The following is a 20,914-nucleotide window of genomic DNA, read 5'->3' as shown; positions in this document are numbered from 1 at the left end:
CGTCGTGGTGGGGTGCAGCCGGCGTGCGTAGCGTCGACGGCATGACCACCTCCGTGCTCGTCGCGGGCGCCACCGGCGACCTCGGCCACCGCATCGTCCGCGAACTCCTCGGCCTCGGTGCCCGCGTCCGCGTCCTCACCCGCGGCGGGGCAGCCGCCGACCGCCTCTCCGCTGACGACCGCGTCGAGGTCGTCAGCGCGTCGTACGACGACCACCCCGCGCTGGTCTCGGCGGTCCGCGGCGTCGACGTCGTGGTCTCCGCCCTGAGCGGGACCCGGACGGTGATCGTCGACGCGCAGCGCGCCCTGCTCGACGCCGCGGTGGAGGCCGGTGTGCCGCGGTTCGTGCCCTCGGACTACTCGGCCGACTACCGGGGTGTCACCCCCGGGACGAACCGGAACTTCGAGCTCCGCCGCGAGTTCGCCGCGGTCCTCGACGCCGCACCGATCCGGGCGACGTCGGTGCTCAACGGCGCGTTCGCCGACATGCTCACCGGGCAGGCGCCGCTCGTGCTGTTCGGTCGACGGCGTGTGCTCGCGTGGTCCAGCGCCGACCAGGTGCTCGACTTCACCACGAAGGACGACGTCGCGCTCGTGGTGGCCCGCGTCGCGCTCGACCCGGACGCGCCGCGCTTCGTCGAGGTCGCGGGGGACCGGGTCACCTCGCGGAGCCTGGCGGACACGATGTCCCGGCTCACCGGGGTCCGGCACCGGGTGCTCTGGGCGGGCACGACCGGTTCGCTGTCGGTGATGGCGACGCTCGGGCGGCGGCTGTCGCGCGACGACGACGAGCCCTTCCCGGCGTGGCAGGGGATGCAGTACTTCGTGACGATGTTCAGCGGCGAGGGCGAGCTGCGGAACCTCGGCGGCGAGCGGTACCGTCCGGAGCGCTGGACGAGCGTCGAGGACGTCCTCGCAGAGCACCTCGGGGTCTGACGGGACCCTTCAGCGGCCGGCGAGTCGGCGGTTGGCGGCGGCCGCCGCCGACGTCATCCGGGAGAGGAACGCCCGGACGGTCCGGAGTTCGTCCGCATCGGTGTCGCGCACGGTGGCCGCGAACTCCTCACCCGCCGTCGCCAGGAACCGTCGGGTCTCCGCGATAGCGTGCTCGGTCGGGCGGAGCGTCACCCGGCGCCGGTCGGGGCCCTCCCGGTGTCTGCCGACGTGCCCGGCGGCGACGAGGCGGTCGACGAGGATCGACGTCGCACCGGTGGTCAGGCCGATCCGGCGGGCGAGTTCCGCCGGGGACAGGGGCTGCCCGCCCTGATCTGCCCACACCACCTGTCCGAGGGCGTTCGCGTCGGATCCCGGCAGCCCCGTCCACGCGGCGAGGTGCCGGTTCAACTCCTCGAACGCGACGGCCCAGTCGCGCAGGGCGTGCATGACGCCGACCTCGTCGTCGGACCAGTCGACGGACAGGGGATCGAGCGGGGACACAGGCACCTCCGGGGAGCAATCGCTTTACTGTAAAGCGAACCGCACCCGCGGTCCGCACTCTGACGAACAGGGAAGCACATGCAGCAGCACGCACTCGTCTCCGGGGCCAGCATCGCGGGCCTCTCCATGGCCTGGTGGCTCGCTCGGACCGGCTGGCGGGTCACCGTCCTCGAGCGGTCGTCGGCCTTCCGCGACGGGGGGCAGAACGTCGACGTCCGGGGCGTCGCCAAGGAGGTGCTCGACCGGATGGGACTCGTGGAGCAGGTCCGTGCGCGCAACACCACCGAGACCGGCACGGTGCTCGTCGAGGAGGACGGGTCCGTCCGCGTGGAGCTGCCCGACGGTGGTGGGGCGGGCGCGACCGCGGAACTCGAGGTCCTCCGCGGCGACCTCGCCCGCGTGCTCCTCGACGCGCTGCCGTCGGACGTCGTCGTCCGGTACGGCGAGACCATCGCCGACGTGACGGACGACGGCCAGGGGATCACGGCGCGCACCGACGGCGGGTCGGAGCTCACGGCCGACCTGCTCGTCGTGGCCGAGGGAGTGCGGTCGAGCACCCGGGCGCTGGTGTTCACGGACGACGAGGTCGAGGCCAGGGACCTCGGCGTCGCGATGGTGTTCGGCACGATCCCGCGGGACCCGTCGGACGACGACCGCTGGCGCTGGTACAACGCGGTCGAGGGGCGCCAGGTGCACCTCCGACCGGACCCCTACGGCACGACCCGTGCGATCCTGGCCTGCACGAACGACGACGACCTCGCGGCGTACCCGCGGGACGCGGCGTTGGCTCGGATGCGCGAGCGCTACCGGGATGCGGGATGGCAGACCGAGCGCGTGCTCGACGGGTTCGACGCCTCCGACGACGTGTACGTCGACCAGCTCACGCAGATCCGGATGCCGCGCTGGAGCCGTGGGCGCGTGGTGCTCGCAGGCGACGCCGCCTGGTGCGTGACGCCGATGGGCGGCGGGGGAGCCTCGCTCGCGCTGACCGCCGGGTACGTCCTCGCTGCAACTCTCGACGCGCACGACGGCACCGAGGCCGCGGTCGACGCCTTCGAGGAGTGGATGCGTCCGCTCGTGACCGACGTGCAGGACATCCCGAAGGGCATCGTGCGGTTCGCCTACCCGCAGACGCGCCTCGGACTCGCGGCGCGGAGCATCGTCGACCGGGCGATCGGCACGAAGGTGTTCGCACCCATCGCGGCACGCCTGACGCAGGTCGCCGAGACCGAACGGCCGTTGCCGCCGCTGCGGACGACCGCCTAGGTCTGCGGCGGGTCGGTCCGCAGGCGCTTGGCTTCGGGCTCCTCCGAGTGGGAGGACGCGGCGTCCACGAACCGACCGCCGCCGACCGCAGCCGTCCGCCGCACCAGCTCGTTCACGAGGTCCTCGTCCTCCGGCTCGAGCTCGTCGTCGGGAGCGGTCTCGACCATGACCTGTGACGCCGGTCCGAGCAGCAGTTCTGCGTGCACCGCGGTGCCGGTGTCGTCGGCCGTCGGGATCTCGACGATGTCGGTCGTCCCGTTCTCACCGAGGGCGGCCGCGTACGCGAGCACCGCGTCCGCGATCGCGTCGCCGGTCATCACCTTGTTGTCCCCGTACACCACGTACTTCACCCGATCGATCCAACTCCTCCGGGCCGGGAATGTCCGCAGTGCGCAGTCGCAGCGGGGTGTCGGGGGGTGCCGACAGAATGAGCGGTGCATGACGACGGACGCCGTACCCCTCATCCACGTCGACCGCCACGGACGGGACATCGACGAGGCAGTCGCGTTCTACGAGCGTGTCTACTCGAGCAAGGACATCTCCGTCGGGCGGGCCGTCGGCGAACGGTTCACCTGGCGGTTCCGCGCGGTCGGCGACGACGAGCTCGTCGTCGGGACCTCCTCGGTCGAGGCGCAACGCTGGGGGACCATCGGCAAGGCGCCGAACTACGTGCTCGCCTGGACGACCCGTCCGGGCCTCGCCGTCGACACCTCCGGCCGCGACCCGATCGCGATGGAGCCCGGCGTCCCGGTGATGTGGCCGTCCGGTCGCGACGTCACCTTCGACGGCGAGCCGACCACGCTCCACACCGTGCGGTTCGCCGCGCCGTTCCTCGAGTCGGTCGCCGCGGCGCAGCGCCTGGCCGTGCCCGGGCCCCTGCAGTTCACGGTGTCGGCCGCCCCGGGTGCACTCGAGGGCCTGCGGTCGGTGATCGCCTCGGCCGCCCCCGAGCTCCTCCGTGCCGAGACCTCCCGGGGTCGTCGCGCGGCCCTCAACATGCTCGTCGCCGAGGCCGTGGTCGACGCCTACGACGTCACCCCGACGCTCGAGGTCCCGCTCCACGAGGGGCCCGCGACGATGCGGTTCGCCCAGGAGTGGATGGTCGCGAACGCCCACCGGCCGATCACGAGCACCGACGTCAGCCGCGTCACGGGCATCAACGCGCGGAGCCTGCAGGCCACGTTCCAGCGTCACGCCGGAACGAGTCCGATGGCGTTCCTCCGGCAGGTACGGCTCCACCGGGTCCGGGCGCAACTCGTCACCGGCGACCCGACGGAGACCACGGTCGCGACGATCGCGAACGCGTGGGGGTTCGGGCACCTCGGCCGGTTCGCGGGGTACTACGCGGACACGTTCGGCGAGCTGCCGTCCGAGACGCTCCGCCGCCGGACCCGCTGACGCGAGCACGCGCCGCGGCGCCGGTCCCGCTGACGCGGGCGCGCGCTGCGGCGCCGGACGCGCCGACGTGGTGCACACCACAGCGCCGGTGCACGGCGCCGGCGGCGGGGTCAGCGCGCGGGGACCGGTCCGGTGCTCTGCCGCACCCGCAGCGTCGTCGGCAACCGCACGTGGTCCGAGGTCTGCTCCCCGCGCAGCATCGCGAGCAGCATCTCGACCGCTCGTGAGCCGAGCTCGACCAGGGGCTGCGCCACCGTCGTCAGCGGCGGGGTCGTCGTCGCGGCCTGCGGGACGTCGTCGAACCCGACGACGGAGAGGTCCTCGGGCACCCGCAGGCCGAGCGCCGCCGCCGACCGCAGGACACCCACCGCCGAGGAGTCGTTCGCGGCGAACACCGCCGTGGGACGGTCCGGTCCGGAGAGCAGGTCGAGCGCGACCTCGGCCGACCGGTCCTCCTGGTAGCCGCCGTCCCGGACGAGCGACTCGTCCACGCGCAACCCCGCGGCGACGAGCGCCCGTCGGTACCCCGCCTCGCGGAGTTGGGCGGACGCGAGGTCCGGACGTCCGCGCAGGTGCGCGATCCGGGTGTGCCCGAGGCCCACGAGGTGCTCGACCGCCTGCGCGGCACCGCCCTCGTTGTCCGAGTCGACCGTGGCGTGGCCCTCGGGCCCGGTGTGCGGGTCGATCGCGACCACGGGGATGGACGAGGCCGACAGTGCCGTGCTCGGCGTGACGACGATCGCCCCGTCGATGAGCGTGCCGGACAGACGGGAGAGCGATCGACGCTCCCACCCCTTCTGCTCGGCGCCGGTCACGAGCCCGGCGTAGGCGAGGAGCTCGTAGCCGGTTCCGGTCGTCGCGCCGGAGACCCCGCGCAGGAGCTCGGTGGAGAACGGCTCGAACTCGGTCACGAGGATGCCGACGACACCGGTGCGCGAACTCCGGAGGCTCCGGGCGACGAGGGAGGTCTCGTAGCCGAGCTGCTCGACGACCTCCTGCACGCGGAGGATCGTGCCCTGCGCGACGCCGTCCCGTTGGTTGATGACCTTCGACACGGTCGGGATCGAGACGCCGGCGGCGCGCGCCACGTCCGCGATGGTGACCCGGCCGGCGCCGGGGCGTGCGCCGATCGCCGTGTCCATCTGCACACCGTACCGCCGCTGAGTGTCCTCGACAGTAAAGAAAACGTTATCGATAACGATTGACAAGCGCCGTCGCACCCTGGCACGCTCTCCGCAGAGGCGGCAGTCGATGTCGCTGCGAGTCAACGACGACACATCAGGAGTTCCACGATGACGAGGAAGATCCGTGCCGCGGCAGCCATCGCGCTGATCGGGGCGACCGCAATCACGCTCGCCGGCTGTTCCGCCGGCGGCAACGCCGCGGACGGCGGCGACAGCAACGGCAAGGTCACGATGACCTTCTGGCACAACTCGACGACCGGTCCGGGCAAGGCGTTCTGGGAGACCACGGTCAAGGACTTCGAGAAGAAGTACCCGAACGTGACGATCAACCTCCAGGCGATCCAGAACGAGGACTTCGACGGCAAGCTCCAGACCGCGCTCAACTCGAACTCCGCCCCGGACGTCTTCATGCAGCGCGGCGGCGGCAAGATGGCCGCGATGGTCAACGCCGGCCAGGTCATGGACATCTCCGACGCGATCGGGAAGAACGCGAAGAGCGAGATCAGCAAGGGCTCGTTCAAGTCGTTCGAGCTGAACGGCAAGACCTGGGCGATGCCGACCAACGTCGACCCCGAGGGCATCTGGTACAGCAAGGACCTGTTCCAGAAGGCCGGCATCTCCGGCACCCCCACCACGATGGACGAGCTCAACGCCGACATCAAGAAGCTCAAGGACGCGGACATCGCGCCCGTCGCCGTCGGCGCCAAGGACGCCTGGCCGGCAGCGCACTGGTACTACAACTTCGCGCTGCGCGCCTGCTCCTCGAGCGTGCTGACGAAGACCGCGCAGGACCTCAAGTTCACCAACGCGTGCTGGAAGCAGGCGGGCGAGGACACCAAGGCGTTCTTCGACACCGATCCGTTCAACGACGGCTTCCTCACCACCTCGGCGCAGCAGGGCGCGGGCAGCTCGGCCGGGCTCATCGCGAACCACAAGGCCGCGATGGAGCTCATGGGAGCCTGGGACCCGGGTGTGATCTCCTCCCTCACGCCGGACGGCAAGCCGCTGTCCGACCTCGGCTTCTTCCCGTTCCCGGAGGTCTCGGGTGGCAAGGGCGCACCGGGCTCCATGATGGGCGCCGTCGGCGGGCTCTCCTGCTCCGCGAAGGCACCGAAGCCGGCGTGCACCGACTTCCTCAACTTCGTCACGCAGAAGACCGTGCAGGAGAACTACTACAAGGCGTTCAACTCGATCCCGGCGAACCAGTCGGCCCAGTCGGTCGTCACCGAGCCGTACCTGAAGACCGTGCTCGAGGCGTACAACAACGCCCCGTTCGTGTCGAACTACCTCGACACGCTCTACGGCCAGAACGTCGGCAACGCGCTCAACACCAGCGTCGTCAACCTCCTCGCCGGCAAGGGGTCCGTCTCGGACATCGTGTCGACCGTCAACCAGGCCGCGGCGAAGGGCTGACACACATGACCACCTCCGTCGCTCCGCGCTCGAACGAGGCGCGGACCGGGACGGGGCGTCGCACGGGCGGGGCCGACGGTTCGCCGTCGGCCCCGGCCCGGCGGGTCCGCAAGGGCACCGACGTCCGCACCCGGGTCGAGATCGCCGTCCTCGCGGGCCCCGCGGTCATCATGTTCATCGGGTTCGTCGTCCTGCCCGTCGCACTCGCCGCCTACTACGGCTTCTACAAGTGGCAGGGCTACGGCGCGCCCGTCGACTTCGTCGGTCTGCAGAACTACAAGGTCATCTTCACCGACCCCGACTTCCGCGCGGTCCTCTGGCACAACCTCTTCATCGTCATCGGGTCGCTCGTCGTGCAGGGGCCGATCGCGATCATCCTCGCGCTGCTGCTCAACCAGCGCATCCGCGGACGCGGACTCATCCGCGTCCTCATCTTCCTGCCCTACGTCATCTCCGAGGTCATCGTCGGCACGGGGTGGAGCCTCATGCTCCAGTCGAGCGGTGCCGTCAACGACCTGCTCCAGTCGATCGGCCTCGGGGCGCTCCGCGCCGACTGGCTGTCGAACCCGGACATCGCGCTCTGGACGCTGCTCGGCATCATCTCGTGGAAGTACATCGGCTTCGCGGTGATCCTGTTCCTCGCCGGCCTGCAGAGCATCCCCGAGGAACTCTTCGAGGCCGCGCAGCTCGACGGTGCGAGCTACTGGCAGATCCAGCGGCGCATCACGCTCCCGCTGCTCGGCCCGACGCTGCGCATCTGGGCGTTCCTGTCGATCATCGGGTCGCTCCAGCTGTTCGACCTCGTCTACATCATCTGGGGCCAGTACATCGCCTCCACCGCCGGCACCTCGACGATGGCGACCTACATGGTCGGCAACGGTCGACTCTCCGGCAACTACGGCTACGGCAACGCCGTCGCCGTGGTCATCTTCCTCATCTCGCTGGTGGTCGCGCTCGTCTACCAGCGGTTCGTCCTGCGCCGCGACACCGCCGGCGCCCTGACCGAGAAGGGCGACCGATGACCGCCACCGCCTCCCTCGTCGCGCCGAAGCGACGGCAGCGCGACAGCCGCCCCGTCAAGCGCGAGCACAACCTCGGCACCTACTTCATCGCGCTGCTGTTCATCGCCGTGTGCATCGGCCCGGTCGCGTACATCGTGCTCGGCGGGTTCCGCACGAACGCGCAGATCACCGCGAGCCCCGCGGGGCTGCCGAACCCGTGGCAGATCGGCAACTACGTCAACGTCCTGACGAGCGGCGTCTTCTGGCAGCAGCTCGGCAACTCGGTGATCGCCGGCGTGACCACCACGATCGGCGTCGTCGTGCTCGGCCTCATGGTGAGCTTCGTCCTCGCCCGGTACCGGTTCCGGGGGAGTGGCGCGCTCTACTCCCTGTTCGCCGCCGGACTGATGTTCCCGATCACGGTCGCGATCACGCCGCTCTACATCCTCGTGAAGGACCTCGGGCTGACGAACAACCTCGCGGGCGTGATCCTGCCGCAGATCGCGTTCGCCCTGCCCACCACCGTCATCATCCTCGTCCCGTTCCTCCGGGCGATCCCGGACGAGCTCGAGGAGGCCGCGGCCATCGACGGCGCCAGCAAGCTCGGCTTCTTCTTCCGCATGGTCGTGCCGCTGTCGCTCCCGGGTGTCGTGACGGTCGGCATCCTCGCGTTCATCGGCAGCTGGAACAGCTACCTCCTGCCGCTGTTCATCCTCAACGACGCGGCGACGTACACGCTGCCGCTCGGCGTGCAGGCGTTCGCGTCGCAGTACTCCGTGGACACCGCCCGGGTGCTCGCGTTCACCTCGCTCTCGATGATCCCGGCGCTCGTGTTCTTCGCCGTCTTCCAGAAGCGCATCGTCGGCGGCCTCACCGGGGCGGTGAAGGGGTGAGCACGCTCGGCCGGACCGCGTCCGCGACGGACGACCAGGAGGCGCACACCGCCTCCGCCACGCCCGTCGCCGACGTGACCCACGACGGCCTGGAGGCGCGTGGCGGGCCCGCACCGCGCCTCCAGTCCGAACCCACCCACCTGACCGACGCGGCCGCGCCGGACCGCGCGACCGCCCTGCTCGCCGCGATGACGCTTGAGGAGAAGACGGCGCAGCTCGTCGGCTACTGGCTCGACCAGAACGGCGTCGTCGCGCCCATGCAGGGCGAGATGGCGGCCGCGCAGGACGGCACCACGCTCGCGGAGATCACGCGGCACGGGGTCGGCCAGTTCACCCGTGTCTACGGAACCCGTCCCGTCGAACCGGACGAGCGGGCCGCGTGGCTGTGGGCGGAGCAGCGTCGTCTCAAGCGCGAGACGCGCCTCGGCATCCCGGCACTCGTGCACGAGGAGTGCCTCACCGGGCTCGCCGCTTGGAAGGCCGCGACCTTCCCGACGCCGCTCGCCTGGGGTGCGGCGTTCGACCCGGAGCTCGTCGAGCAGGTCGGTACCGCGATCGGCGACTCGATGCGCGAGCTCGGCGTGCACCAGGGCCTCGCGCCCGTCCTCGACGTCGTCCGCGACCCGCGCTGGGGGCGGGTCGACGAGTGCATCGGCGAGGACCCGTACCTCGTCGGCACGGTCGGGACCGCGTACGTGCGCGGGCTGCAGGCCGCCGGGGTGGACGCGACGCTCAAGCACTTCCTCGGGTACTCGGCGTCGCAGGCGGGACGGAACCACGCGCCCGTGCACGCCGGACCCCGAGAGGTCGCGGACGTGTCACTGCCGCCGTTCGAGATGGCGCTGCGCGACGGTGGCGCCCGCTCGGTCATGAACTCGTACGCCGAGGTCGACGGGGTGCCGGTCGCCTCCGACCCGGCGCTCCTCACCGACCTGCTGCGCGACCGACTCGGCTTCGACGGCACCGTGGTCGCCGACTACTTCTCGATCGCGTTCCTCGAGGTCATGCACGGCGTGGCGGCCGACCGTGGCGAAGCCGCCGCGCTCGCCCTCACGGCCGGGATCGACGTCGAGCTGCCGACCGGGGACGCCTACCTCGGGCCGCTCGTCGAACGGGTCCGTTCGGGTGCGGTGGACGAGGCGCTCGTCGACCGGGCGGTGCTCCGGGTGCTGCGGCAGAAGGAGCGGCTCGGGCTGCTCGACCCCGAGGCGTTCGAGGACGAGGCCCCGACCGGTGTCGACCTGGACACCCCGCGGCACCGTTCCCTCGCCGGGGCGCTCGCCGCGCGGTCGCTCGTGCTGCTGTCGAACGAGCACGTCGGCGCTGCGGATGACGGCGCTGCTGGCGCTGCTGGCGCTGCTGGCGCTGCTGGCGCTGCTGGTGCTGCTGGTGCTGCTGGTGCTGCTGGCGCTGCGGCTGCTGTCGGCGGCGCCCCCGTCCTCCCGCTCCCCGCAGGTGCCTCGGTGGCGGTCATCGGCCCGAACGCCGACCGAGCCGAGGCCCTGCAGGGCTGCTACTCCTTCGCGAACCACGTGCTCGCCGCCCACCCGGACCTGCCCCTCGGATTCGCGATCCCCACCGTCCGCGAGGCCCTCGCCGACACCCTCGGCTCGGCCGCGGTGCGGTTCGCCACCGGCTGCTCGGTCACGGGCGAGGACCGCTCCGGCATCGCCGACGCGGTCGCGGTCGCACGGGCCTCGGACGTGGCGGTCGTCGTGGTCGGCGACCAGGCCGGGCTCTTCGGCCGCGGCACCGTGGGGGAGGGCAACGACACCGAGTCGCTCGACCTGCCGGGCGTGCAGCGCGAGCTCGTCGAGGCCGTCGTCGCCACCGGCACCCCGACCGTCATGGTGCTCCTGACCGGCCGGCCGTACGCGATCGGATGGGCCCTCGACGGGCCAGGAGTCCGACCGGCCGCGGTCGTCCAGGCGTTCTTCCCCGGCGAGGCCGGCGGCACCGCGATCGCCGACCTGCTGACGGGGGCGACGTCCCCGTCCGGCCGCCTGCCGGTCACCCTGCCCCGGTCGGCCGGAGCGCAGCCGTACACGTACCTGCACCCGCGGCTCGGCGGGCCGTCCGACGTCACGGCGGCGGACTCGACGCCCGTGCGACCGTTCGGCTTCGGCCTCGGGTACACGACGTTCGCGTACGAGGACCTCGTCGTCGACGAGTCCGTCGCCACCTCGGGTGCGTTCGCCGTCGAGGTGACCGTCCGGAACACCGGCGACCGCGACGGCGAGGACGTCGTGCAGCTCTACGGCCACGACGTCGCCGCGTCGGTCACCCGACCGCTCGTGCAGCTGCTCGGCTACACGCGCGTCGCGGTGCCGGCGGGCGGAACGGTCCGGGTGCGGTTCGACGTGCCAGTGCAGCGGTTCGGCTTCACCGACCGCGCGATGCGCCGGGTCGTCGAGCCGGGTGACGTCGAGGTGTGGGTCGCGTCACACGCGGGGGCGTCCCGGCCGGGAGGCACGGTGCACACCGACGGGATCGTCGCGGTCGGTCGCGGTGCGGGTCAGGCACCCGTGCCCGGTCCGGCGACGGACCGCGCGGTCGTGCGCGTGACCGGCCCGGTGCGCGAGGTCCTGCCGACCGACCGACGGGTGGTCACCGCGGCCGTGCGTTGAGCCGCGTGACGTGCGTCAGCCCGACGGCGGGCTGGGTTCGGTGCGAGGTTGTACACACCGTGCGGCGGAACCGCGCTCGCACGGTGTGCACGACCTCGCACCGTTCGCGGCGCACCTCGCACGGTGCGAGCTCGTTCTGCCGGAGGCGACCCCGCCGAGGTCAGGCGGAACGGCGGAGGGTCTCGCGGGGGTACTCGCCGTGCTGCTGGAGGTAGGAGGCCGAGAACCGTCCGGCGTGGCCGAAGCCCCAGTGCTTCGCCACGTCGGCGATGCTGGTGGTCGCCGGGTCGCCGCGGAGCAGGTCGTCCCGGACACGATCGAGCCGCACACGGCGGATGTAGGTGTTCGGGGAGCAGTCGAACGTGCGCTGGAAGGCGTGCTGCAGTGCCCGCAGGCTCAGCGACGCCACCTGCGCGAGGTCGGTGCTCGTGATCGGCAGGTGGCAGTGCTCGTGGACGTACTCGACCGCCCGGCGCAGGTGGGCGTTCCGGGGGAGCAGCAGCTCGTCCGGGAGCGTCGCCGAGACCACCGGGTAGAGCTCGAGCAGTGCCAGGGCACCGAGGCGACCCATCTCCGCCTGGAGCAACGGCGAGGCCTTCCCGTCGAGCACGGTGTGCGAGATGAGCTGTACCGCGTTTCGCCACACCCCGAGCGCTCGGTCGTCCGGACGCACCCGGTGGTCGAGCTGCAGCGCGTCCGGGTCCGACCCGCGCTCACCGGCCACCTCGCGGAGCGCCGACCGGTTGACCTGCACGAGGCGCTGGTCGTAGTCGCGGTAGTCGAATCCTGCACCGCCCTGGGGCCACAGCTGCGGCCGGCCGGGCTCCGTGACGATCGGGTCCTCACCCGGCGGCGTGATCGTCGCTCGGCCGCGCGTCGTCCACTGCACGATGTAGTCGTCGGACCGGGACATCGTGCCGGACAGGTGACCGTCGAACCGGATCCTCCGCAGGGTCATCGCCGCGTCGCCGACGGCCCTGAACCGGAACCCGAACGGCTCGTCCGTCCGCTCCGCCCGCCACGCGCTTCCGGCGTACTCCTCCGCCAGGAGGTCGCGCGCGACGTCGAGGTCGTCGCTCTGCGAATCGACCTGGACTCGGGTAGGGGTGGGGTGGGTCATGGGGCTACCGGTGCAGCCTGCCCGTCCGCCCGGCTTCTGTCCGCTGAGCGCCGAAACCGGCCAGCGGACTGCGCACCCCAGTCCGGGGGGCCCGGCGAGGACCGGACCACGCGACCCCGGCGGACATCGGTCAGGAGGACGTCCCGTGGACGGTCCTGCGCGATCCGGAGGGCAACGAGTTCTGCGTGCTCACCCCACGAGGCTGACGGACGACGTCGGTCGTGGTGTGCTGTTCGGCCCGTTGTGTGTACCGGCCGACGGGGCGGTCCTCGGTGACGCCGCTGACGTAGCTGCCGTGGCCGGAGGCGGGGGAGCCGGTGTAGGTACCGACACGGGTGACGGGGTGCGTCCGGGCGACGTACTCGCCGACCGTCGCGCTGGTGGTGGTCATGGTGTCTCCTCCTCTAGATCTCGGGGTGATGGTCGCGGACGGGGCTGACGGACTCGAGCAGCTTCGCGACGGTGAACACGGTGGACTCGGCGTGCCACGGGCCGGCGATCTGAACGCCGATGGGCAGGCCGTCCGTGCTGGTGCCGAACCGCATCGACAGGGCGGGCATGCCGGTGATGTTGAACTGGACCGTGAAGGTCTGGATGTGGGTGGCGTCGACGGTCTGCCCGTCGATGACGAACTCGGTCTTGTCGTGCTCGTGCGCCGGGATCGGCAGGACGGGGAGCAGCACGGCGTCGTACTTCGTGAAGACCTCGGCGTAGGCGTCGCGGATGCGTTCGAAGCCCTGCTCGGCGGCGACGTAGTCCTCGACGGAGGTGTCGGGGGTCGCGAGCATGGTCTTCGACATCGTGAAGCGGAGGTCTTCGTGCCCTTCGGTGGCTCGGGCCATCGCGGGCTTGAGTTCCATGACGTGCTGCTTGTTGAACAGCGCCAGCGGGTTGTCGTGGTGCAGGGTCGGGATGTCGATCTTGTCGACGTGCACGCCGGCGCCCTGCAGCGCTTCCGCCGCCTGGCGGACGGTGTCGGCGACCTGGGGGTCGACGGGGCCGAGACCGGAGTCGGTGAACCACGCCACGCGGAGCTCCGACGGGGCGGCGTCCGGCTTGCCGGTGTCGACGCTGTTCGGGGTGATCGCGAAGCCGTCGTGGCCGTCGGGTCCGCACATGATCTCGTAGCTGAGCTCGAGGTCGCGGATGGTGCGGGCCATCGGACCGACGTGCCAGTCGCGGCGGGGCACCCGTGGCCAGACGCCGGTCATCGGGATGCGGCCGTGGGTGGGCTTGATCGCCGAGATGCCGGTGTGCGACGCCGGGCCGCGGACCGAGATCGCGAGGTCGGTGCCGAGTCCGATCGGGCTGAGCCCGGCCGCGATCGCGGCGGACTCACCACCGCTGGAGCCGCCGGAGGTGCGGTCGAGGTTCCACGGGTTGTTCGTCCGGCCCGAGAGCAGGTTGACGCTCTCCGTCGAGTACGAGAACTCGGGCAGGTTCGTCTTGGCCAGGACGATGCCGCCCGCGGCCTTCATCCGAGCCACCGCGACGGCGTCTTCGTCAGGGGTGCGGCCCGTGAAGATCGGGGATCCGCGCTGGGTGAGGAGCCCCGCGGTGTCGATCGAGTCCTTGACCGTGAAGGGCACGCCGTGCAGCGGACCGACCTCCTCACCGGCGGCGAGGGCGTCGTCCGCGGCTTGCGCCTCGGCGAGCGCGTTGTCGTTCAGGGTGACGATCGCGTTGATCTTCGGGTCGACCGCCTGGATGCGGTCCAGGAACGCCTGCACGACCTGCACGGAGGTGAGGGCACCGGACTTGATGCAAGCGGCCAGTTCGGTCGCGTCGAGGTAGACGATGTCGTCGGACAAGATGTGCTCCTTCTGGTGTGGGAACCGGCCTGAGTAGACCAGTCGTCTAGCGATGGTGGAAAGAAGACCGGGCCGAAGCCCGGTGGGTCAGATGTGTAGTCGTGTCCTCGTGAGGGCGAGGGCGCGCCGCAGTGGTTCGGGGCGACGTTGGATCTTCGCCATGGTGCTGGCGCCGAGCCAGGCGTCGTAGAGCTCCTCGGCGAGGACCCGGGGCTCTTCGGGAGCTCTGACCGAGCCGTCCTGCTTTCCGGTCGCGATCATCCGTTCGAGGTTGTCGATGATCCCGTCCGTACCGTCGACCAGCTGCAGTCGCATCGGCTCGGAGAGATCGGACACCTCTGTGGCGAGCTTCACGACGAGGCACTTGCCCTGGCAGTCGTCGTACGACTGGAGGTCGGTGAAGCGCTGCCAGTACTCCTCGAGCTGTTCGGCACCGGTCTTGCTCGTGTCACCCGCGATGCGCCGCATCGTGGCGAGGTAGTCGGTGAAGTAGGACTGCATCAGCGCCTCGCCGAAGTGCTCCTTCGACGAGAAGTAGTGGTAGAACGACCCCTTCGGGACGCCGGCCTCCGACAGCACCTCGTTGAGACCGACCGCCGTGTAGCCCTTGCGGGCCATCAGCGTCTGGGCGGTGTCCAGGATGTGCTGTCGGGTGTCGGTCTCCGGAGCGGGCATGACCACACCGTACACCCTGAGTAGACCAGTCGTCTAGTCACGTTCTCCGGATGCGAGGAGCTTCGTCAACAGACGCTCGAGTTGCCGCTGCTCCGGGGTGGTCAGCGGCGCGAACAGCTCCGCGAGGACGCCGCTGGTGATGCGCTGGCCGTCACGGAGCGCGGAGTGCCCGTCGGGTGTCAGGGCGTGCAGGACCCGGCGACCGCGTCCAGGCGTCCTGGTGACGAGTCCGCGGGCGACCAGGCGGCTCGCGAGCATCCCGAACGCCTGATCGCTCTGGAACGTCGCCAGCGCGAGGTCGTGACCGGACGCGTCCGGCATGCGATCGATCGCGCGGAGTGCATCCCACTGCACGAGGGTCACGCCGATCTCCCGCAGCGCCGCCTCCGCCGCACGGTGGTTCCGGTACTGCGCGCGCTTGAGGGTGAGCCCGAGGGTGGAGAGGTCGACCGTCATGGTGCTACCGTATCAACCTGTTGATCTAAACGTGTTGATACAGGAGCAGTCATGACCCCGTCCCTCCCCGCCGACCTCGTGGTGACCGAGGCCGGCAGCGCCGATGCCCGAACCGTGCTCGTCCTGCACGGTGGCGGTGGTCCGCGGACCGTCGCACCGATCGTCGCCCACCTCGCCCCCTCGTTCCACGTGCTCGCCCCGACGCACCCGGGGTGGGACGGCACGAGCCGCCCGGACGACATCGACTCCGTCCGAGCACTGGCCGCCGCCTACCTGGACCGCCTGCACGACGACGGACTCCGGGACGTCGTCCTCATCGGGTCCTCCATCGGCGGCTGGCTCGCGCTCGAGATCGCGTTGCTCGCCGCGTCGGACCGTCGGACCGCCGGGATCGTCGCCGCGGTCGTCGACGTCGACGGGGTCGGAGCTGTCGTCGAGGACGAGCCGATCGCGGACTTCTTCTCCCTCACACCGCGCCAGCTCGCCGAAGCCGCGTGGCACGATCCGGAGCGGGGGTACACCGACCCCGCGACGGTCAGCGACGAGCAACGGGCGGTCCAACAGGCGAACGGCAGGACGATGGCCGTCGTGGCCGGTCCGTCGATGAGCGACCCGGACCTCGTCGACCGCTTGCGCGAGCTGCACGTCCCGACGCTCGTCCTCTTCGGGGAGAGCGACCGGATCGTCACCCCTGCCCACGGTCGAGCGGTCGCCGCGGCGATCCCCGGCGCCGAGTTCGCGGTGGTCCCCGAGGCCGGTCACCTCCCACACCTGGAGAACCCCGCGGCGACCTGGGCGCTGCTCGACCCGTTCCTCCAGCGGCACTGACCGCTCGGGCGCCCCGACCGGACGGTGCTCAGACCCCGCGCAGCGCCTGCTCGTCGGGCGCCACGTCCTTCTGCACGGCGAACTGGGTCCGGTGCAGCTCCTCGTACCGACCACCGACGGCCAACAGCTCCTCGTGCGTCCCGCGCTCCACGATCGTGCCGTCCTCGATGACGAGGATCTGATCGGCGCTCCGGATCGTGGAGAGCCGGTGCGCGATCACGAGTGCCGTCCGGGCCTCGAGCGCCTCACCCAGCGCCGCCTGCACCGCTGCCTCGGACGTCGAGTCGAGCGCGGCGGTCGCCTCGTCGAGGATCACGACCCGCGGCTGGGCGAGCAGGAGCCGCGCGATGGTCATCCGCTGGCGCTCTCCGCCGGAGAGCCGGTAGCCGCGCTCACCCACCATCGTGTCCAACTGGTCGGGCAGTGACCGGACGAGCGGCTCCAGGCGTGCTCGGCGGACCGCGTCCCAGACCTCGTCGTCAGTCGCCTCGGGCCGTGCGAGGCGCAGGTTCGAGCCGATCGTCTCGTGGAACAGGTGGCCGTCCTGCGTCACCATGCCCAGCGTCGAGCGCAGCGAGGCGAACGAGACGTCGCGGACATCGGCCCCCGCCAGTCGGACCGCACCGCTGTCGACGTCGTACAGCCGCGACAGGAGCTGCGCGATCGTCGACTTGCCGGCGCCGGACGTCCCGACGAGGGCGACGGTCTGCCCGGGCTCGATCCGGAAGGAGATGCCGTGCAGCACCTCGTCCCCGCCGCGGGTGTCGAGCGTCGACACCTCTTCCAGCGAGGCGAGGGAGACCTTGTCGGCTGAGGGGTACGCGAACCGGACGTCGTCGAACTCGACGGCGACCGGACCGGTCGGCACGGCGACGGCGTCGGGCTTCTCCTGGATGAGGGGCACGATGTCCAGGACCTCGAACACCCGCTCGAAGCTCACCACGGCGCTCATGATCTCGACCCGGGCGTTCGCGAGGCTCGTCAGCGGCACGTAGAGGCGGGTCAGGAGGAGCGCCAGCGTCACCACGTCGCCCGTGTTCAGCTGCCCCCCGAGCGCCAGGGTGCCACCGAGGCCGTACACGAGCGCGAGCGCGAGCGCGGCGACGAGCGTCAGCGCCGTGACGAAGACGAACTGCAACATCGCGGTCCGCACACCGATGTCACGGACGCGTGCGGCCCGGACGCGGAACTCCTCGGACTCCTCGTCCGGGCGGCCGAACAGCTTGACGAGGGTGGCGCCGGGGGCGGAGAACCGCTCCGTCATCTGGGTGCTCATCGCGGAGTTGTGGTCGGCGGCCTCGCGGCGGAGCGCGGCCAGCCGGGTGCCCATGCGCCGCGCCGGGACGAGGAAGACCGGGAGCATGACGACCGCGATGACCGTGACGAGCCACGAGGTGCTGAGCATCACGATCAGCGTCAGCACGAGCGCCACCAGGTTCGTGACGACGCCCGACAGGGTGCCGCTGAAGGCCTGCTGGGCGCCGATGACGTCGTTGTTGAGCCGGCTGACGAGCGCACCGGTCCGTGTCCTGGTGAAGAACGCGATCGGCATCTTCTGGACGTGGTCGAACACGGCCGTGCGGAGGTCGAGGATGACGCCCTCGCCGATCCGCGCCGAGTACCAGCGGGTCAGCAGCGAGGCCCCTGCGTCGGCCACGGCCACGAGGGCGATCACGACCGCCAGCCGGACGATCGTGCCGACCTCGCCGCGTGCCGCGATGACGTCGACCACCTGTCCTGCGAGCACCGGTGTCGCGACCGCGAGGAAGGCCCCGACGACCGACAGCGCGATGAAGACGACGAGCTTCCACCGGTACGGCACGGCGAAGGTCATGATCCGTCGGAGCGAGGCGCGGGAGAGCCCGTGCTTGCCGTCCTTCGCCGTGGAGATCTTGTAGAGCGAGCTCCAGGCGGCGCCTTCCATGCTCATGGTCGTTCCTCCCTCGGCCGGCACTCCTGCTCGGGCAGCGCCGGGGTCCGGGCAAGGATACGGCTCGGCACCGACGCCGACGGCTCTGCACGGCTGCGGCCGGGTCTCCGTGGACGCCGGATGTCCACGGAACGGCGCCGTGGACCGCCCGGACATCCACCTTTCGACGACGTCGGACGGATCGCGTGCGTGACGATCGATGCGTTCGTACCGTCATGGTCGAGAGAGCCCCCGGAACAGTCGGGGGACCGCAGCGAGGAAGACCCGAGGAACCTGCCGTGACCACGATCGCCGACACCGACCTGCTGGTCGGACCGAAGAGCGCACACCAGTCCGTGTCCGTCTCCGGACGTCACCCCCGGAGCCCGTTCAGCGAGGTCCGCGCGGCCCGCCGACAGCGCGCGCTCGCCGTGGTCGCGGTCTGCACGGGGATCGTGTCGGTGTCGGTCGCTGCATCGGCCGCGGTCGTCCTCGGACTGGGAGCGTGAACCGCATGGCCGCACCGTCGCTCGAGGAACTCCGCCGGGACCCGCGTGAGTGGCACCGCCGGGGTCTGACGCACCCCGCCGTGTTGCGTGCCATGGTGGTGGCACGGGTGAACGGCCACGACGGTCCCGTGCAGGAACCGTCGTACGCCGACTTCTTCGCCGGCTGACCCGAAGGACGCATGACCTCCCCGACCCTGACCCCCACGCGGAGCACGACCGACGTGCAACGTGCCGTGATCGACGCCGCCGACGCCCTCTACGCCGAGCACGGCATCGCGTCGGTGTCGACCGCTGACGTCGCCCGGCGCGCCGGCCTCGACCCGGCGGTCGTGACCGCGGCCTACCCGACGCAGCACGACCTCGCCGTGGCCGTGCTCCAGCGGTGGCACGCGACGTGGACCGCCGCCCTGGAGCGGATCGCCGGCGAGTCCGAGGACCCACGCGACGAGGTCCTCGCGGTGTTCGACCACCTCGAACGCTGCTTCGCCGCGGAGGACTGGCACGGGTGCGCGTTCATCAACCTCCACGCCGAGCTCGGCCGCCAGGACCCGGAGGTGGCCGAACTCGCGCGTGCGCACGTCCTGCAGGTGGAGCAGCACCTGACGCAGGTGTGCTCCCGCGCCGGACTCCCCGCACACGTCGCGCAGACGATCGTGCTGCTGGTCGAGGGTGCCCGGGTCGACTCGGCCGTGCAGCGGTCCCCCCAGGCGGCCCGGACCGCCCGACTCGGTGCCGCGATGCTCATGGCCGTCTACGGGACCGAGCAGTCCGACTGACCGGACCCTCCCCGACGTGTCAGCATGGAGCGTGCTGACGGTCGCGGTCCTCGTCGTCGCCGGCGTGGTGGCGGGTGTCATCGGCACGGCCGGTGGCATCACGTCGCTCGTGGCCTACCCGGCGCTCCTGGCCGTCGGCATCCCGCCGTTCGCCGCCAACGTCACGAACTCCGTGGCGCTCCTCGGCAGCGGCGCGAGCTCGGCGCTCCGGGCGCGGGCGCAGCTCCGGGGCCACCCCGCCACCCTCCGGCGCTGGCTGCCGCTCACCGTCGGGGCGTCCCTCGCCGGTGCCGTGCTGCTCGTCGTCACCCCGGCGCACCTCTTCGATCGGATCGTCCCGTTCCTGGTGCTCGCGGGCGGCGCGCTCCTCCTGCTCCAGCCGTTCCTCGACCGGCGGCGACGCCGAACGCCGACCGGAGCAGCAGCGCCGACCGGAGCAGCAGCGCCGACCGGCTCGGCCGCGCCGGGCATCGCCGGGGTCGGCCTCTACAACGGGTACTTCGGCGCCGGGTCCGGCGTGCTGATGATCGCCGTCCTGCTCCTCACGGGCGAGCCGAGCCTGCCCCGTGCGAACGCGGTGAAGAACGTCCTCCTGCTGGCGGCCGACCTCCTGCCGGCCGTGGTGTTCGCCGTGTCCGGCCACGTCGTGTGGCCGGCGGCGCTGGCGCTCGGTGCGGGCGCGATCGTCGGTGGGCTCATCGGGCCGACGGTCGCCGCGCGCGTGCCGCAGACGGCCCTCCGGATCGCGATCGCCGCCTGCTCGGTCGCACTGGCCGGGTACCTCTTCGTCACGATCGCCTGACCCGGGGACGACGACGCCCCGCCCCGGCGACCGGAGCGAGGCCGACCCGCGCACGACGACGCCCCGCCCCGGCGACCGGAGCGGGGCCGACTTGCGCACGACGACGCCCCGCCCCGGCGGACCGGAGCGGGGCGGGGCGGACGATCGTCAGGCAGCCGCCGAGCGGTACCGCTCGAGGACCTCCGGGTGCGGGTCCGCGGCGATCGTCGTCGTCGCGACGCTCCACGACGGCAGTGATCCGGTCAGCACCCACGCCGCCTGCCGGGCAGCGCCGGCCGCGACGTACTCGCCCGGCTCCGGCAGCTCGACGTCGCGGCCGAACACCTGCGCCGCGCTCGACCGGACGGCCTCGTTCCGCGCGGCTCCGCCGATGAGCAGCAGCCGGGACACCTCGACGCCGGTGCCCTCGACCGCGGCCAGCCCGTCGGCGAGGGCGCAGAGCATCCCCTCGACGGCGGCACGGGCGAGGTGCGCCCGGTTCGTCGTCGCCGGGGTCATGCCCCGGAGCGACGCGGTCGCGTCCGGACGGTTCGGGGTGCGCTCGCCGACGAAGTACGGCACCAGGACGAGCCCGTCGGCACCGGCCGGCGCCTGCAGCGCCAGCTCGCCGAGGGCGTCGTGGTCGACGCCGAGGAGGCCGCCGACCACTTCGAGCACGCGCGCCGCGTTGAGCGTCGTGACGATCGGGAGGCGCGACCCGGTCCCGTCGGCGAAGCCCGCCACGGTCCCGCTCGGGTCCGTCACCTCGGTGTCGGTCACCCCGAAGACGGTGCCGCTCGTGCCGAGGGACACCGCGACGTCACCCGGACC

General features: G+C 71.7%; 22 protein-coding genes. 13 read left to right on the top strand and 9 right to left on the bottom strand.

The annotated features are described in order from the left end of the window. Nucleotides 1-41: 41 nt before the first annotated feature. The gene (locus ACSW7Y_RS03790; protein ID WP_438125006.1) at nt 42-935 is read left to right on the top strand and encodes an NmrA family NAD(P)-binding protein; all 894 of its coding nucleotides are present in this window, start codon (nt 42-44) and stop codon (nt 933-935) included. 9 nt (nt 936-944) lie between these two features. Here the strand turns inward: ACSW7Y_RS03790 and ACSW7Y_RS03785 are convergent, their stop codons facing one another. Next, a complete protein-coding gene (locus ACSW7Y_RS03785; RefSeq protein WP_438125005.1) occupies nt 945-1,436 on the bottom strand; it encodes a MarR family winged helix-turn-helix transcriptional regulator in 492 nt (163 codons plus the stop codon). 78 nt (nt 1,437-1,514) lie between these two features. Between ACSW7Y_RS03785 and ACSW7Y_RS03780 the strand changes: the two genes are divergently transcribed. Next, nucleotides 1,515-2,702 carry an FAD-dependent monooxygenase gene (locus ACSW7Y_RS03780; protein ID WP_438125004.1) on the top strand — a complete coding sequence of 396 codons (1,188 nt, stop codon included), beginning with the start codon at nt 1,515-1,517 and terminating at the stop codon, nt 2,700-2,702. Here ACSW7Y_RS03780 and ACSW7Y_RS03775 read toward each other — a convergent pair. After that, nucleotides 2,699-3,052 carry a hypothetical protein gene (locus ACSW7Y_RS03775; RefSeq protein WP_438125003.1) on the bottom strand — a complete coding sequence of 118 codons (354 nt, stop codon included), beginning with the start codon at nt 3,050-3,052 and terminating at the stop codon, nt 2,699-2,701. The genes ACSW7Y_RS03780 and ACSW7Y_RS03775 overlap by 4 nt on opposite strands. An 88-nt stretch (nt 3,053-3,140) precedes the next feature. On the opposite strand from ACSW7Y_RS03775, the gene ACSW7Y_RS03770 reads away from it, so the two are divergent. Then, nucleotides 3,141-4,100: a helix-turn-helix domain-containing protein gene (locus ACSW7Y_RS03770; protein WP_438125002.1), complete on the top strand. Its 960-nt coding sequence runs from the start codon at nt 3,141-3,143 to the stop codon at nt 4,098-4,100. A gap of 110 nt (nt 4,101-4,210) precedes the next feature. On the opposite strand, the gene ACSW7Y_RS03765 is transcribed toward ACSW7Y_RS03770, so the two are convergent. Beyond that, complete coding sequence (locus tag ACSW7Y_RS03765) at nt 4,211-5,242, bottom strand: LacI family DNA-binding transcriptional regulator (protein ID WP_438125001.1); 1,032 nt, start codon at nt 5,240-5,242, stop codon at nt 4,211-4,213. A 150-nt stretch (nt 5,243-5,392) separates the two neighbouring features. Between ACSW7Y_RS03765 and ACSW7Y_RS03760 the strand changes: the two genes are divergently transcribed. From ACSW7Y_RS03760 to ACSW7Y_RS03745, 4 genes are all read left to right on the top strand, one after another. Next, on the top strand, nt 5,393-6,697 hold the full coding sequence (locus ACSW7Y_RS03760; RefSeq protein ID WP_438125000.1) for an ABC transporter substrate-binding protein: 1,305 nt from the start codon (nt 5,393-5,395) through the stop codon (nt 6,695-6,697). Between the two features lie 5 nt (nt 6,698-6,702). After that, nucleotides 6,703-7,719: a carbohydrate ABC transporter permease gene (locus ACSW7Y_RS03755; RefSeq protein ID WP_438124999.1), complete on the top strand. Its 1,017-nt coding sequence runs from the start codon at nt 6,703-6,705 to the stop codon at nt 7,717-7,719. Beyond that, nucleotides 7,716-8,591 carry a carbohydrate ABC transporter permease gene (locus tag ACSW7Y_RS03750; protein ID WP_438124998.1) on the top strand — a complete coding sequence of 292 codons (876 nt, stop codon included), beginning with the start codon at nt 7,716-7,718 and terminating at the stop codon, nt 8,589-8,591. Before ACSW7Y_RS03755 ends, ACSW7Y_RS03750 begins: the two co-directional genes overlap by 4 nt. A gap of 188 nt (nt 8,592-8,779) precedes the next feature. Next, nucleotides 8,780-11,218, top strand: a complete 2,439-nt coding sequence (locus tag ACSW7Y_RS03745; RefSeq protein ID WP_438125021.1) for a glycoside hydrolase family 3 N-terminal domain-containing protein — start codon at nt 8,780-8,782, stop codon at nt 11,216-11,218. Between the two features lie 160 nt (nt 11,219-11,378). Here ACSW7Y_RS03745 and ACSW7Y_RS03740 read toward each other — a convergent pair whose 3' ends face one another. Continuing rightward, a complete protein-coding gene (locus tag ACSW7Y_RS03740) occupies nt 11,379-12,338 on the bottom strand; it encodes an AraC family transcriptional regulator (protein WP_438124997.1) in 960 nt (319 codons plus the stop codon). A gap of 68 nt (nt 12,339-12,406) precedes the next feature. On the opposite strand from ACSW7Y_RS03740, the gene ACSW7Y_RS03735 reads away from it, so the two are divergent. After that, complete coding sequence (locus tag ACSW7Y_RS03735; RefSeq protein ID WP_438125020.1) at nt 12,407-12,544, top strand: VOC family protein; 138 nt, start codon at nt 12,407-12,409, stop codon at nt 12,542-12,544. A gap of 198 nt (nt 12,545-12,742) precedes the next feature. Here ACSW7Y_RS03735 and ACSW7Y_RS03730 read toward each other — a convergent pair whose 3' ends face one another. The 3 genes from ACSW7Y_RS03730 to ACSW7Y_RS03720 all read right to left on the bottom strand — a co-directional run bounded on the left by ACSW7Y_RS03730 (nt 12,743) and on the right by ACSW7Y_RS03720 (nt 15,280). Further along, nucleotides 12,743-14,149 carry an amidase gene (locus ACSW7Y_RS03730; RefSeq protein WP_438124996.1) on the bottom strand — a complete coding sequence of 469 codons (1,407 nt, stop codon included), beginning with the start codon at nt 14,147-14,149 and terminating at the stop codon, nt 12,743-12,745. Nucleotides 14,150-14,236: 87 nt separating this feature from the next. Beyond that, on the bottom strand, nt 14,237-14,824 hold the full coding sequence (locus ACSW7Y_RS03725) for a TetR/AcrR family transcriptional regulator (protein ID WP_438124995.1): 588 nt from the start codon (nt 14,822-14,824) through the stop codon (nt 14,237-14,239). A 33-nt stretch (nt 14,825-14,857) separates the two neighbouring features. After that, nucleotides 14,858-15,280, bottom strand: coding sequence for a MarR family winged helix-turn-helix transcriptional regulator (locus tag ACSW7Y_RS03720; protein WP_438124994.1), 423 nt, complete (start codon nt 15,278-15,280; stop codon nt 14,858-14,860). A 51-nt stretch (nt 15,281-15,331) separates the two neighbouring features. Between ACSW7Y_RS03720 and ACSW7Y_RS03715 the strand changes: the two genes are divergently transcribed. Next, nucleotides 15,332-16,108, top strand: a complete 777-nt coding sequence (locus ACSW7Y_RS03715) for an alpha/beta fold hydrolase (RefSeq protein ID WP_438124993.1) — start codon at nt 15,332-15,334, stop codon at nt 16,106-16,108. Between the two features lie 28 nt (nt 16,109-16,136). Here ACSW7Y_RS03715 and ACSW7Y_RS03710 read toward each other — a convergent pair whose 3' ends face one another. Further along, the gene (locus ACSW7Y_RS03710) at nt 16,137-18,038 is read right to left on the bottom strand and encodes an ABC transporter ATP-binding protein (protein ID WP_438124992.1); all 1,902 of its coding nucleotides are present in this window, start codon (nt 18,036-18,038) and stop codon (nt 16,137-16,139) included. Nucleotides 18,039-18,316: 278 nt separating this feature from the next. On the opposite strand from ACSW7Y_RS03710, the gene ACSW7Y_RS03705 reads away from it, so the two are divergent. Genes ACSW7Y_RS03705 through ACSW7Y_RS03690 form a run of 4 tightly spaced genes read left to right on the top strand, consistent with a single transcriptional unit; the run spans nt 18,317 to nt 20,104 of the window. Further along, nucleotides 18,317-18,526, top strand: a complete 210-nt coding sequence (locus tag ACSW7Y_RS03705; protein WP_438124991.1) for a hypothetical protein — start codon at nt 18,317-18,319, stop codon at nt 18,524-18,526. Nucleotides 18,527-18,531: 5 nt separating this feature from the next. Next, nucleotides 18,532-18,693 carry a hypothetical protein gene (locus ACSW7Y_RS03700; protein WP_412879857.1) on the top strand — a complete coding sequence of 54 codons (162 nt, stop codon included), beginning with the start codon at nt 18,532-18,534 and terminating at the stop codon, nt 18,691-18,693. A gap of 12 nt (nt 18,694-18,705) precedes the next feature. After that, entirely contained in the window at nt 18,706-19,302 is a 597-nt protein-coding gene (locus ACSW7Y_RS03695) for a TetR/AcrR family transcriptional regulator (RefSeq protein WP_438124990.1), read from the top strand. A 16-nt stretch (nt 19,303-19,318) separates the two neighbouring features. Continuing rightward, nucleotides 19,319-20,104 carry a sulfite exporter TauE/SafE family protein gene (locus ACSW7Y_RS03690; RefSeq protein ID WP_438124989.1) on the top strand — a complete coding sequence of 262 codons (786 nt, stop codon included), beginning with the start codon at nt 19,319-19,321 and terminating at the stop codon, nt 20,102-20,104. Between the two features lie 147 nt (nt 20,105-20,251). Here the strand turns inward: ACSW7Y_RS03690 and ACSW7Y_RS03685 are convergent. Continuing rightward, on the bottom strand, nt 20,252-20,914 hold a 663-nt coding region (locus ACSW7Y_RS03685), incomplete at its 5' end, for an FGGY-family carbohydrate kinase (RefSeq protein WP_438124988.1).

This window comes from Curtobacterium flaccumfaciens (assembly GCF_051548005.1).
In the GTDB taxonomy this organism is placed as follows: Bacteria; Actinomycetota; Actinomycetes; order Actinomycetales; family Microbacteriaceae; genus Curtobacterium.
The sequence above is the reverse complement of the archived record's forward strand: the minus strand, read 5'-3'. Positions and strand labels throughout refer to the sequence as shown.